Origin of the sequence: Leifsonia aquatica, from assembly GCF_014190775.1 — a bacterium.
Taxonomy (GTDB): domain Bacteria; phylum Actinomycetota; class Actinomycetes; order Actinomycetales; family Microbacteriaceae; genus Leifsonia; species Leifsonia aquatica.
Genome location: NZ_JACHVP010000002.1, coordinates 576,268 through 590,225 on the forward strand (window position 1 = coordinate 576,268; position 13,958 = coordinate 590,225).

8 protein-coding genes are annotated in these 13,958 nt (G+C 72.4%); 3 read left to right on the forward strand and 5 right to left on the reverse strand.

Going from position 1 to position 13,958, the window contains the following annotated elements; genetic code table 11:
- Positions 1–42 precede the first annotated feature (42 nt).
- The 4 genes from FHX33_RS12745 to FHX33_RS12760 all read right to left on the reverse strand — a co-directional run bounded on the left by FHX33_RS12745 (position 43) and on the right by FHX33_RS12760 (position 5,161).
- Entirely contained in the window at positions 43–2,145 is a 2,103-nt protein-coding gene (locus FHX33_RS12745; RefSeq protein ID WP_183428587.1) for a Fe(3+)-hydroxamate ABC transporter permease FhuB, read from the reverse strand.
- Between the two features lie 18 nt (positions 2,146–2,163).
- Positions 2,164–3,222, reverse strand: a complete 1,059-nt coding sequence (locus FHX33_RS12750) for an iron-siderophore ABC transporter substrate-binding protein (protein WP_021765756.1) — start codon at positions 3,220–3,222, stop codon at positions 2,164–2,166.
- Positions 3,219–4,103, reverse strand: a complete 885-nt coding sequence (locus tag FHX33_RS12755; RefSeq protein ID WP_021765755.1) for an ABC transporter ATP-binding protein — start codon at positions 4,101–4,103, stop codon at positions 3,219–3,221. Before FHX33_RS12755 ends, FHX33_RS12750 begins: the two co-directional genes overlap by 4 nt.
- A gap of 152 nt (positions 4,104–4,255) precedes the next feature.
- Positions 4,256–5,161 carry a helix-turn-helix domain-containing protein gene (locus tag FHX33_RS12760; protein WP_221209572.1) on the reverse strand — a complete coding sequence of 302 codons (906 nt, stop codon included), beginning with the start codon at positions 5,159–5,161 and terminating at the stop codon, positions 4,256–4,258.
- Positions 5,162–5,265: 104 nt separating this feature from the next.
- On the opposite strand from FHX33_RS12760, the gene FHX33_RS12765 reads away from it, so the two are divergent.
- Positions 5,266–6,198 (forward strand): ROK family protein, encoded by a 933-nt coding sequence (locus tag FHX33_RS12765; protein ID WP_021763851.1) that lies wholly within the window; start codon positions 5,266–5,268, stop codon positions 6,196–6,198.
- A gap of 394 nt (positions 6,199–6,592) precedes the next feature.
- Here FHX33_RS12765 and FHX33_RS12770 read toward each other — a convergent pair whose 3' ends face one another.
- Positions 6,593–7,642, reverse strand: a complete 1,050-nt coding sequence (locus tag FHX33_RS12770; protein ID WP_183428588.1) for a LacI family DNA-binding transcriptional regulator — start codon at positions 7,640–7,642, stop codon at positions 6,593–6,595.
- A 166-nt stretch (positions 7,643–7,808) separates the two neighbouring features.
- Here FHX33_RS12770 and FHX33_RS12775 point away from each other — a divergent pair, with 166 nt between their 5' ends.
- Complete coding sequence (locus tag FHX33_RS12775; RefSeq protein WP_183428589.1) at positions 7,809–13,586, forward strand: GH92 family glycosyl hydrolase; 5,778 nt, start codon at positions 7,809–7,811, stop codon at positions 13,584–13,586.
- Positions 13,586–13,948 (forward strand): hypothetical protein, encoded by a 363-nt coding sequence (locus FHX33_RS12780; RefSeq protein ID WP_183428590.1) that lies wholly within the window; start codon positions 13,586–13,588, stop codon positions 13,946–13,948. Before FHX33_RS12775 ends, FHX33_RS12780 begins: the two co-directional genes overlap by 1 nt.
- The last annotated feature ends 10 nt before the right edge of the window (positions 13,949–13,958 follow it).

The window sequence follows — 13,958 nt, forward strand, 5'->3', positions numbered from 1 at the left end:
CGCTCGGCGTGTTGCGTACAGAAGTCCGGAACGGTTGGGGGGCTACGCCCGTGACCGCCGCAGCAGCCAGACGAAGTAGGGTGCCCCGACGAGGGCGATCATCAGGCCGGCGGGCAGCTGCGACGGTGCGATGAGGGTGCGGCCGAGGGTGTCGGCGACGCAGACGAGCAGCGCTCCGAGCAGCATGGCGACCGGGATGGTGCGGCCGTGGCGCGCTCCGACCAGCCCGCGCGCGAGGTGCGGGGCGATCAGGCCGACGAAGCCGACCACGCCGACCGCCACGACGCTCACGGCGGCGAGCACGGCGGCGACGGCGAGGACCGTCACGCGGGTGCGCTCCAGGCGGAGGCCGAGGATGCGCGGGGTGTCCTCGTCGACGGCGAGCAGGTCGAGGCGGCGCCGCATCCCGAACAGCACGGGAACGGCGATCAGGAGCGCGATGGCGACCGGCGCCACATCGGGCAGGGTGCGGCCGTAGGTCGTGCCCGAGAGCCACGTGAGGATGCGCGGAGTCTGCCACGGATCGGCGCGCAGCAGCAGGAACGCGGTGATGGCGGTGAGGCCGTAGCCGCAGCCGATGCCGACCAGGACGAAGCGGTCGGGCAGGAGGCCGCCGCGCCAGGCGAGCAGGGCGATCAGCCCGAAGGTGGCCAGGCCCATCACGACGGCCATGACGATGAGCAGGGGGCGGCCGCCGGCCATCCCGGACGTCACGACGATGACCGCGCCGAGCCCCGCCCCGGCGGTGATGCCGAGGATGCCGGGTTCGGCCAGCGGGTTGCGCACGGTGCTCTGCACGACGCAGCCGGCCAGGGCGAGGGCGGCTCCGGCGAGGGCGGCGGCCAGGATGCGCGGGAGGCGCTCGTCCAGCGCGCGGGCCACGAGGTCGGGGGCTCCGCCCTGCAGCCAGAGCGCGATGTCGCCGGTGCGCAGCCAGAGACTCCCGGCCAGCATCCCGACCACGGCCGCGGCGACGAGCAGCACGCCGGCGACCACGAGCACGATGACGAACCGGCGGCGGGAGCGCACGGCGATGCGCGCGCCGGGCGGCTGGCGCACCGATCCCGAGTCGCGCAGCCGCATCGCCAGCGCCACGATGATCACCGCGCCGAGGACGGCGGTCGGGATGCCCGTGGGGATGGCGGCGGCGGCCTCGGCGCCGAGGATCGCACGCAGGGTGGCGTCGGCGAGGAGGATGAGCAGCGCACCCATCAGGCCGGAGGCGGGGATGAGCAGCACGTGCCGGTTGAGCGACGGCACCCGCGCGGCGATGAGACGGGTCAGCACCGGGGCGCCGAGCCCGACGAAGGCGATCGGGCCGGCGACGGTCACGGCGACGGCCGTCAGCAGCACCGCGCTCACGACAGCGAGTAGGCGGGTCGAGCGGATGGGCACGCCGAGGGAGGCGGCGGTGTCGTCCCCGAGCCGCAGCACATCGAGCCGGCGGGAGAGCAGCATGACGAGGGCGACGACCGCGACGATCAGCGGGATGGCGCGCGTCGACGCGTCGAGGTTGAGCTGGGCGAGGGAGCCGCTGCCCCAGGCGAACAGCCCGGTGGTGCGCTCCTTGAACAGGATGAGGAGCATCGCCGTCGCCGCATCGAGCGCCATCGCGATGGCCGAGCCGGCGAGGATGAGCCGGGTGGTGCCCGTCCCGGCACCGCGACCCGCCACCCCGAGCACGAGCGCGGCCGCGGCCAGCCCGCCGACGAAGGCGACGCCTCCCGACGCCCAGAGCGGCACGGAGAGCCCGAACGCGGCGACCGCCGAAAGAGCGAAGTACGAGCCCGCGCTGACGGCCAGCGTGTCCGGCGAGGCGAGCACGTTGCGCGTCACCGACTGCAGCAGCGCACCGGCCGCGCCGAGCGCGATGCCGACCGCGATGCCTGCGAGCAGCCGGGGGAGGCGGGAGCCGGTCAGCACGTCGGCGACCGGCACGCCGCCGACCGTCTCGCGCGCGCCGGCGGCGTAGCGCAGGAGGTCCCACATCCCGATCCCCGACGTGCCCTGCGTCACGTGCCACATCCCGACCAGGACGACGGCGACGAGCAGCGCGACCAGCACGGCCGCCCCGCCCGCCCCGCCGCGGAGCCCGGTATCGGCGATCGGGCGCGGCCCGGTCGCTGCGATCCGGGAGGTGCTCACTGTGCGGTCACCGCGCGGTCAGCTCGCGGTGAGCGCGTCGACGTAAGCGTCGATCGCCTGCTCGTTCGAGAGCGGGCCGCCCGCGCCCCACACGCCGGAGGGGAACGCGTGCGCGCGCCCCTCCTTCACGGCGGGGAGGGAGGTCCAGATCGCGCTCTTGTCGAGTTCGGTCACGTAGCTGTCGGGCGTCTTGTCGTCCGAGTAGAACAGGTTCGCGTCACCGACCGCGGTGAGACCCTCGATGTCGGTCTGGGCGAGGCCGTACGCCGGGTCGACGCCGCCGTTGCCATACGCCTTGTCGATCTCGTCGGTCCAGGCCGAGGTCATCCCGAGCTGCTCGCCGAGCGCGGTGAAGAGGGCGCCCTTGCCGTAGGGGCGGATCGCGACGTTGCCGCTCTCGATCCAGCCGTCGAAGAAGAGGAAGCTCTTCGTCGGGAGGTCGACGTTCTCGACCTTCTTCTTGGCTGCGGCGAGGTGCTCGTCGAACTGCTTCAGGACGACGTCGGCGCGCTGGGTGCGGCCGGTCGCCTTCGCGATCATCGTGAAGACGCTCTTCATGTTGCCGATCGGGTCGGCGGCGTTCGCGCCCAGGGTGACGAGCACCGGCACGTCGCGCTTCTCGAGCTGAGTCACGATCTCGTCGTCCGCCTTGAAGCCCTCGACGATGATGAGGTCCGGCTTGGCGCCGTAGAGGGCGTCGAGGTCGGGCTCGCCACGCTCGCCGGCGTTGACGACGCCCTTCGGCAGCTTCTCGGCGCTCACGTAGGTGGTGTAGCCGTCGGGGTCGGCGACCGCGACCGGGCCGACGCACAGGGTGAGAGCGTCCTCGATCTGCTGCCACTCGAGCACCGCGACGCGCTTGGCCGGTGCGTCCAGCTTCACCGTGCGGCCGACGCCGTCGGTGATGGTCACCGGGCCGGTGGAGGTGGCGGTCGTGTCGTCGGCGCACGCCTGCGAGGTCGCCTTCGGGGCGGCGGTGCTCGCGTCGCTGACGGCCGTGGTGCCGCAGGCGGTGAGGGTGAGTGCGACGGCGGCGACGGTGGCCGCGACGGTCGCGAGTCGGTGGGCTCGGATCATGGGTGGTCCTCTCTGATGGGGGATGCGGGGGACGGTGCGGGGCGGGCCGGTCGCGCGGCGTGGCGACCGACCGGGTCGATGCGCAGGCGGCCCGACCGCGGGTCGACCTCCACCTCGACGCGCAGGTCGTAGACCTCGCCGATGTTCTCCGCGGTGAGGACGTCGTGCGGGTGGCCGGCGGCGTGGATGCGGCCGTGGCGCATGAGGAGCAGCGAGTCGGCGATGCGGGCGGCATGGTCGAGGTCGTGCAGCACGATCCCGACGGCGGCACCGTGCTCGTCGGCCAGGTCGCGCACGAGGTCGAGCGTCTCGATCTGGTAGCGCAGGTCCAAGTGGTTGGTGGGTTCGTCGAGCAGCACCACGCCGGTCTCCTGGGCGAGGCAGGCCGCGAGCCAGACGCGCTGCACCTCACCGCCGGAGAGCTCGCCGGCGGCACGGCCGGCCATGTCGGTCACGCCGGTCGCGTGCATCGCGTGGTCGATGGCGCGGCGGTCGTCGGCGGACAGACCGGAGAAACCGCGGCGGTAGGGGTGCCGCCCGAAGGCCACGACCTCCTGCACGGTGAGTCCCTGCGGCGCCGGCCGGGACTGCGAGAAGAGGGTGACCTCCCGGGCGAACTGGCGGGGGCTGAGGAGGGCGGCGCGGCGATCGGTGCCGGCGGTGTCGCGCAGGTTGACGGCACCCTCCGCGGCACGATGCAGGCGCGCGAGCGAGCGCAGCAGGGTCGACTTGCCGCTGCCGTTGGGCCCGACGAGCGCGGTGACCCGGCCCGGCTCGAGGGTGATCGACACCCCGTCGACGACCGTGGTCGCGCCGAACCGCAGGACGAGCCGCTCCCCGCTGAGGCCGGTGGCGGCGCGCGGGGGAGGTGTGCTGGGCATAGGGGATCTCGTCCGGGTGGAGTGGGGGCGTCGGTGCGGAATCCTCGGGGGGAGGTTAGGTAAGGATTGCCTAAGTCAGAATATGTTCGACCGGGACTGTCTGCAATCCAGACTTAAGGACAGTGGATACGGGTTTCCGGACAGGGATCCGGCTACGGTGTCCCCGCGTACGCGCCGGGGGTGGTGCCCATCACGCGGCGGAAAGCGGCGATGAACGTGCTGGGCTGGGCGTACCCCAGACGCTCGGAGGTCTGCTGCACGTCCCATCCCTCCGCCAGCAGCGCGAGCGCTTGGTGCACCCGCAGCGCCTGCCGCCACTGCACGAACGAGAGGCCGGTGGTCTGGCGGAACGCACGCGTGATCGTCCGCTCGCTCAGGCCCAGCTGCCGTGCCCACTCCTCGAGTCCGCGGTCGTCGGCCGGATCGGCGAGCAGGGCCTCGGCGATGGCGTCGATGCGGGAGTCCCCGGGGACCCGCAGGGCCAGCGGCTGCTCGGCGGGTGCGAGCACGTCGAAGACGACCGCCTCGGCCCGCGCGCGAGCCGCCGCGTCGAGGTCGGTGCGCGCCAGGTGGGTGAGCAGTGACTCCAACAGCGGCGACATCGCGATGACCGTCGGGCCGTCGAACGCGACCGGGGTGCGCTCGGGGGCGAAGAAGGCGTCGAAGAACTCCACCCCGGCGGTGAGCCGGCCGGCGTGCTCCGCGCCCGCGGGCAGCCAGAGTCCGGAGCCCTCCGACACCGTGAAGACCCGGCCTCCGACGCGCGTGGTCATCGTGCCGCCGCGCACCCAGACGAGCTCGTGCAGGGGATGCGCGTGCGACTCCCACTCCAGGGGGCCCGGGGGTACTTCGGACTCGGCGCGGATGATCGAGCCCTCCGCCGCACCGGCCGGCATCCGGCCCGTGCGGCGGACGACGGTGTCGGGTTCGCGGCGCCACGACCCGGAACCCGCGGAGTGCTCGGGCGCGACCGTCGCGCCGGGCCACGCGGGTGTCGCGTCGGGCTCGGCGGCGCCGGCGTCGGCGGCGGGGTCGGGGGTGGGAGGGAGTGCGGGCATCCCGACCAGCCTATGACTATGATTTACCGATGCGACAGCGCTGTCACCCCAGAGCTGGCCGCGATTCGAGGAGGTAGCCGGTGGTCGCGCAGGGCGGACAACACATGGTGGTCGACGTCGGCGGGAGCCATGTCACCGCCGCCGCCGTCAGCACCGCGGCGCCCGGCGGCGCGGCCCTGCTGAGCCGGATCGAGCGGTCCGTCGACTCCCACGCTTCCAGCGCCGTCGTGCTCGACTCCTGGGCCGCCGCGTGCGTCGACGCCGCCGAGGGCGCGGGCATCGATCCGGGAGGTCGCGACTGGGGCCTCGCGATGCCCGGCCCCTTCGACTACGACCAGGGCATCGGCCACTACGCCCGCGTCGGCAAGTTCGAGCGCCTCGCGGGGGTCGACATCCGCTCGGGCCTCGCCGATCGTCTGGGCGTGGACCCGGCGCGGGTGCGGTTCGTGCACGACGCCGGCGCGTACGGCATCGGCGAGTGGAGGTACGGCTCGCCGACCCGTCATGCGCGCTTCGTCTGCGTGACGCTCGGCACCGGCGTCGGCTCGGCCTTCGTCGACGACGGTGCGCTGGTGTTCGATCGTGCGGACGTCCCGCCCGGCGGCGAGGTGCACCGGCTGCCGTTCGACGGCCGCGATCTGGAGGACACGATCTCGACCCGCGCCCTCCTCGCCCGCTACGCGTCTCCCGATCCCGGGCTCAGCGTGAAAGAGCTCGCGTCGCGCGCCCGTTCCGGGGACGAGCGCGCCCAGGGTGCTTTCGACACCGGGATGGAGGCGCTCGCGCTGGCCGTCGGGCCGTGGCTCGCCGCCTTCGGCGCCACCGCACTGGTCGTCGGCGGCTCCATCTCGCGCTCATGGGACGTGCTCGAGCGCGGCTTCCGCACCGGCCTCGAAACCAGCGCGCCCGAGCTGGCCGTGACGCTCGACATCGCGCCGTCCCGCCTGCTCGCCGATGCACCGTTGTACGGTGTGGCGCACCTCTTGGAGCGGTCGGCCGCCGGCGCCCGCTGCGTCACGGCGCCAGCGCTGCCGTAGGCGCGGGCCGCATCCACTCGTCGCAACACGCCGTCTGAGCGCGTGCGCTGGCGGCGTGTTGTGTCGACTGGATGGAGCGGGCAGATCCAGTTGGCGAGACACGCCGTCTGAGCGGCCACGCTGGCGGCGTGTTGCGACCACTGGATGGGTGCGGTGACCACTGGATGGGGGCCCACACCTAGTTGGCGAGACGCGCCGTCGGGGCAGGTGCGCAAACGGCGTGTTGCGACCACTGGATGCGTGCGGTGACCACTGGGTGAGGGGGTGGCGGCATGTCGTGACCACTAGATGGCTAGCCCTAGCGTGTCAGCCCGCCCACCCGCGCACCCGCGCACCCGCACTCACGCGCCTCAGCCGCGCCTCAGCCGCGCCTCAGCCGCGCCTCAGCCGCGCCTCAGCCGCGCGGCAACCGCTCGCCCGAGCCGCGCTGCACCAGGCGCGTCGGCAGCACGATGCCGGACGGCCCCTCGTGGCGCCGGTCCATCGCACCGAGCGCGAGCCGCGCGGCCGTGCGCCCCATCTCCACCGGGTCGTGCGCGACGACGGTGACGCCCAGCACGTCGGCGAGCTCGAAGTCGTCGAAGCCGACCAGTGCGGGCCACGCGTCGAGCTCGATCATGGCGCGCAGGGCGCCGATCGTGATGCGGTTGTTGCTGGTGAAGAGCGCGGTCGGCGCGTCGGGCTGTGTGAGCAGGTCGCGCGCCTCGTCCAGGGCGGCCTGCACGTCGTGGGCGTCGTGGCGCACCCAGCGTCCGGGGTCGAGGGAGGCGGCGCGCATGGCGTCCTCGAAGCCCGCGAAGCGCTCGCGGTGCGTGTCGAGGCGTGAGAGGTCGCCGATGAAGCCGATGGAGGTGTGGCCGGCGGCGAGGAGGTGCTCCACCGCATCCCGCGCCCCGCGCCGGTTGTCGAGCAGCACCGAGTCGGCGTCGATGCCGACGCCCGGGCGGTCGACGAAAACGACGGGGATGCCGCGGGACTGCACGCTCGACAGATCGCTGTGGTCGGTGATGGTGGAGACGAGGATGAGCGCGCGCACCTGACGGTCGACGAACTCCCCGATCAGACCGCGTTCGCGCGCCGGCTCCTCGTCCGAGCTGGCGACGGTGAGTTGCATCCCGTGCGAGCGCAGTTCCTGCTCGACGCCCTTCGCCACGGCCGAGTAGAACGGGTTGGCGAGGTCGCCGGTGATGAGCCCGACGAGGTTCGAGGTGAGGCCGCGGGCCAGGAGGCTGGCCGCGCGGTTGAGCTGGAAGCCGAGCTGGTGCGCGGCGTCGAGCACGCGCTCGCGGGTGGCCTCGGCGACGCGCGGCTCGCCGTTGACGGCACGGGAGGCGGTCTTGAGGCTGACGCCGGCGCGCTCGGCCACCTGGGCCAGCGTGGGCGCGGAATGCGGGCGGTCGGGATGCGGCTGCGGAGAGGTCGCGCCGGAGGGATCCGTGGCCATGGGCGTCGCCTTCCTCGTCCAGCTGGACCCGCCGCGCCGACCGGGTGTCGGAAATTCGTGCTTGACCGCGGTGACAGCGTAGGACAAAATCTACCAGTGACAGCGCTGTCACATGCGGGGTCACCAGAGTTCGATATTTCCTTCACCAGCCAGGAGTTCAGCCAGAATGCTCCGCATTTCGCACTACCGGTCCGCGCATCGCGCCCGCCGCTCCCTCCTCCGCACCGCCGCCGTCGCGGCCGCCGTCGCCCTCGTGGGCTCCGGCGCCGGCCTCGCGGCGCTGCCCGCCGCGGCCGCCTCGACGCCGTTCCTGTCGTCGTTCGAGACGGCGGACCCGCAGCCGCTCGCGAGCACGCCGTTCGGCACGCAGACCAACGTGACGGGCAAGGTCCCGCCGGGCAGCCTGTCGGCGTACATCGGCAACGTCACCGCCTCCGCCGAGAACGCGCCGGGGGAGACCGCGGTCAAGCTGACCGACAACAACTCCAGCACCAAGTGGCTCACCAAGGCGGCGACCGGCTGGGTGATCTACACGTTCGCGAAGCCGACGCTGGTCACCGACTACGCGCTGACCTCCGGCAACGACTCCGCCGGCCGCGACCCCAAGAACTTCACCATCGAGGGCTCGAACGACGGCAGCACCTGGAGCCCGGTCGACACCCAGACCGGCCAGACCTTCAGCAACCGCCAGACGACGAACGCGTACCACCTGGCGACGCCGGTCACGTTCTCGCAGTACCGGTTCACGGTCACCCAGAACAGCGGTGACGCGTACCTCCAGCTCGCCGACTGGGACCTCCGCGACGCCACCCCGGGCGCGACCCCGATGCTCTCGGTCGTCGGCGCGGGCCCGACCAACGGCTACAACGCCAAGGCGGGCGCCGGCTTCAGCGGCACCCACGCGCTCCGCTACGGCGGAAAGCACCTCGCCGACGGCGCGGCCGCGGCGACGAACGTGCTCTACGACGGTGTCGGCGCGACGATCGGCACGAAGACCGAGCTCTCGTACAAGGTCTTCCCCGACCGCGGCACCGACCTCGCCGTGCCGTCGTCGTGGGTCGCCGTCGACCTCGTGCTGGATGACGGCACGACCCTGTCGAGCAAGCAGAACCTCACCGACGCCAACGGCTTCGGCGTGACCGCCCGTGCCCACGGCGAGCAGAAGTCGCTCTTCGAGAACGAGTGGAACAACATCCAGATCGACCTCTCGAGTCTCGCCGGACGCACGGTGCAGAAGGTGCTCCTCAGCTACGACTACCCGACCGGCAGCGCGAGCACCGTCTTCTCGGGCTGGATCGACGACGTGCGCATCGGCGACGCCGCACCGGCCGCCGACGCGTCCAGCAAGGTGAAGCTCGTCGACACCCGCCGCGGCACGCTCTCGAGCTCGTCCTTCTCGCGCGGCACGAACATCCCCGCGACCGCGTGGCCCAACGGCTTCAACTTCTTCACGCCGTTCACCAACGGCGGCAGCCAGGGGACGCTGTACGAGTACCAGCGTGCCAACAACGCCGACAACCTGCCCACGCTGCAGGCCATCGGCATCTCGCACGAGCCGAGCATCTGGATGGGCGACCGCGACCAGCTCGGCATCATGCCGTCGACCTCGGGCACCCCGAACGGCGACCTGACCACGCGTGCCCTGGCGTTCAGCCACTCCGACGAGATCGCGCGCCCGGACCTCTACAGCGTCAAGTTCCAGAACAACCTCGTCACCGAGGTCACGCCGACCGACCACGGCGGCATCTTCCGCTTCCAGTTCCCCGGCACGACCGGCAGCGTGATCGTCGACCGGGTCGGCGGATCCTCCTCGCTCAGCGTCGCGGCCGACGGCACCGTCTCGGGCTGGACCGACGGGGGCAGCGGCAGCGGCGTGAGCCGGATGTTCATCTCCGGCGCGTTCGACAAGACCCCGAGCGCGGTCGGCACCGCCGCGGGCAGCCGTACCGGTGCCCGCTACGCGGCCTTCTCGACCACCGCGGGCGAGACGGTGCAGCTGCGCCTCGCCACCTCCTTCATCTCGGCCGCGCAGGCCAAGAAGAACCTCGACCTGGAGGTCACCGGCAAGAGCTTCGACGACGTCAACACGGCGGCGGCGAACGCCTGGAACGACCGCCTCGGTGTGATCGACGTGGAGGGTGCCACGGCCAACCAGCTGACCACCCTGTACTCGAACCTCTACCGCATGAACCTCTACCCGAACTCGCAGTTCGAGAACACGGGTACCGCGGGCGCCCCGGTCTACAAGCACGCCAGCCCGGTCGCCCCGCAGACGGGATCCGCGACGGACACGGCCACGAACGCCAAGGTCGTCGACGGCAAGATCTACGTCAACAACGGGTTCTGGGACACGTACCGCACTGTCTGGCCGCTGTACTCCCTGCTGTACCCGAAGCTCACTGACGAGCTGGTCGACGGTTTCGTGCAGCAGTACCGCGAGGGCGGCTGGGTCTCCCGCTGGTCGTCGCCGGGCTACTCCGACATCATGACCGGCACCAGCTCGGACGTCGCGTTCGCCGACGCCTACATCAACGGGTCGGTCTCCACGGCGGTCGCGCTCGACGCGTACGACGCGGCGGTCAAGAACGCGACCGTGCTCGCGCCGTCGAACAACGTCGGCCGCAAGTCACTCGACACGTCGATCTTCCTCGGCTACACGCCCGACTCGCAGGGCGAGAGCGTCTCGTGGGGGCTCGAGGGCTACATCAACGACCACGGCATCGGCCAGATGGCGGCGAAGCTCGCGGAGGACCCGGCCACGCCGGACGCCCGCCGCGCGCAGCTGAAGGAGGAGTCCGCGTACTTCCTCGACCGCGCCACCAACTACGTGCAGATGTTCGACCCGGCGACCGGGTTCTTCCGGCCGAAGACCGCGTCGGGCGCCGTCTCGGGCGACGCGAGCTTCGACCCGAAGACCTGGTGGGGCCCGTACACCGAGACGAACGCCTGGAACTTCGCGTTCCACGCGCCCTTCGACGTCGACGGCCTCGCCTCCCTCTACGGCGGATCGCAGGGCCTCGTCGACAAGCTCGACCAGTTCTTCGCGACGCCGGAGGACGGCGGCGGCGGGACGATCCACGAGATGATCGAGGCCCGCGCGGTGCGGATGGGTCAGCTCGGCATGAGCAACCAGCCCTCGCACCACATCCCGTACCTCTACGCCGCGGCCGGTGCGCCGAGCAAGACGCAGGCCGTCGTGCGCGAGGTGCAGAAGCGCCTCTTCGTGGGCAGCGAGATCGGACAGGGCTACCTGGGCGACGAGGACAACGGCGAGATGTCGTCGTGGTACATCTTCTCGGCGCTCGGCTTCTACCCGCTCCAGCTCGGCAGCGGCGACTACACGATCGGCTCCCCGCTCTTCACGAAGACGACCGTGCACCTCGCCGGCGGCAAGTCCCTCGTGGTCAACGCGCCGAACAACAGCGACAAGAACGTCTACATCGCCTCGGCGAAGCTGAACGGGCAGGCGCTCGACACCGCGGCTCTCCCGCACGACATCCTGAGCACGGGAGGCACGGTCGACTTCACGATGAGCGCCACCCCGACGTCGTGGGGCGCGCACACCAGCTCGACGCCCGTCCCGACCCCGGCGACGGACGTCACGAAGGCCGGCTACGGCACGACGACGGTCTCCGACGGCAGCCAGATCGGCTCCCTGACCGACGACAACTCGCGCAACGTGGCCACCTTCGCGACCGCGACACCGGCCATCAGCTGGACGTCGTCGAGCGGTGCCGTCTCGGTGAACAGCTACACGCTCACCTCGCCGGCCACGGGCGCCGTCCCGACCGCCTGGCACCTGGAGGGTTCCGCCGACGGCACGAGCTGGATGCCGCTGGACACCCGCACGGGCCAGACGTTCACCTGGGCGACCCAGACGCGTCCGTTCGAGCTCGCGCATCCCGGATCGTTCACGCACTACCGCCTGACGATCGATGCGACCACGACCGGTGACCCCGCGTCGCTGGCCGAGCTCGAGCTGCTCGCCACCCCGGGCACCGTCGGCGACCTGGCCATCACCCCGGCCGAGGGCGTGAAGGCGGCCGTCGGAGCGTCCGTCGGCGCGACCCTCGCTACCGTCTCCGGTGGCGACGCGAAGACCGCGGACGACCTGACGGTCACGGCCGACTTCCACGACGGCGCCGGCCCGAAGCCGGCCGCCGTCTCGAAGACGCCGCTCGGCACCTGGGCGATCACCGCACCGCACGCGTTCGACGCGGTCGGCGAGTACGCCGTGACCATCACGGCGGGTGACGGCACCTCGCAGGTCAGCGCGGACGTGCCCGTCTCGATCAGTCGCGACAACACGCTCGCCGGATCGTTCGACAGCACCTGCATCGGAGACGCCGGAGTCGGCGCCAACTGCGACGCGAAGGCGTGGGCGTTCAACCGCGCCCTGCTGAAGAACACCGGCTTCGTGCAGGGGACGACGGTGGCGGTGCCCGGCACCGCGCTCACCTTCGACCTCCCCGCGGCCGTCGCCGGCCAGCCGGACAACGCGACCGGCAACGGCCAGACCATCCGGTTCGACGCGGGCCAGGGCGCCACGAAGCTGTCCGTGATCGGCACGGCCACGCAGACCGCGCAGCACGTCACCGCCACGATCACCTTCACGGACGGCAGCACCGCGCCGCTGGCGATCGATTACGGCGACTGGGTGGGCGCGGCGAACAGCCCGATCAACGGCGGCATCTCCGTCGGCACGTCCGCGGGCCGCCTGAGCGGATCGAGCGCTGCGGACGGCCAGACCGCCGGCATCTTCTCGACCGCGCCGTACGCGATCCCCGCGGGCAAGACCGTCCAGTCGATCACGCTGCCGGTGCAGACCGGCGACCCGGGATCGGCGGGCCGCATCCACGTGTTCGCCTTCGCCTCCGACGGTGCGCGCACCGCTCTGCCGGCGCTGACGGCCACGGGCACGGCTCTGGATGCGCAGAAGACGGGCGTCGAGTTCACCGCGCCGCTCGCCACCGCGACGGGCGGAGCCCCGAGCACGCCGGGCGCCTACGCCGCCCGCGTCAACTGGGGCGACGGCTCGCCGGTCGCCGATGCGACGGTCACCCCGGGCACGGGAACGGACCCGGCGACCGTCGCCGGTACCCACACCTACACGACCGCCGGCGACTTCACGGTCTCGGTCACGGTGGACGACGGGCTGAAGAGCACCGCCGTCACCACCACGGTCCACGTCGAGCGGGCCTACCAGCCGAAGCTCGATGCGGTGGCGGGGACGTTCCTCCCCGGCGCGGACGCGACCATCACCGGGCACGGGTTCGCCGCGGGCGAGCCGGTGACGGTCACCCTGGGCACCACGCCGGCCACGCCGGTCTCGACGACGGCCGACGGCTCCGGTGCGATCAGCACCACGGTGACGATCCCGGCCGGCACCGCCGACGCCACCTACACGGTGACGGCGCGCGGTGACACGTCGCAGACCGACGCGACGACCTCGGTCGTCGTGAAGGCTCCGGTCGCGCCGGGTGCGGACGCCACGCTGAGCCTCTCCGCCGGGTCCGCCGTGCGCGGCGCGACGGTGGTGGCCTACGGCGACCACTTCCCGGCCGGCGAGACGGTGGCCTTCACGCTCCACTCCGACCCGATCGCGCTCGGGACGGCGACGGTCAACGCGCAGGGCGTCTTCGCGGCGCCGCTGGTGGTGCCTGCGGGAGCGGCCACCGGAGCGCACGAGATCGAGGCGACCGCCGGCGGTGTGACCGTCCGGGTGGCGTTCACGGTGCTCGACGCCGCACCGGTCGACCACGGCACCGCGCCCACGCAGGGCGGCGCCTGGACGGGACTGGCCGACACCGGCTCGAACGCGCAGGGTGCGCAATCGGCCGCGGCGATGGGCGCATGGCTCGTCCTCGCGGGCGCACTGCTCGCGGGCGCCGGGTACCTGCTGAACCGCCGCATCCGCCGCACCCGCGGAGGATCGGCCGAGTGATGGAGGCGACGATCGCGCAGGCGCATGCCGCGGCCGAGGAGGAAGGGGAGAGCGAGCGCCCGTATGCCTGGGTGCTCCCCGCCCTCCCTGCCGAGGCCGAGCGCGTCGTCGTCGCCCTCCAGCAGCGGCAGTGGGAGCGCAGCCGGAGCACGTGGTGGCGTCGGGCCGCCCCGCGCCGGCTCGCCCCGCTCGACCGCGAGATGGCCGCCGTGCGCGAGCTCCGCGAGCTCGCCACGGCGGTCCTGGACCGCCGTGGCGGCAACCGCTACGGCGCGATCGTCCCGGTCTCCGAAGTGCTCCTGCTCCTGTCCGACCCGATCGCCTGGGGCGAGCTCCTCAGCCTGAGCGGGCTCGACCGCTAGCAGAGCGTCG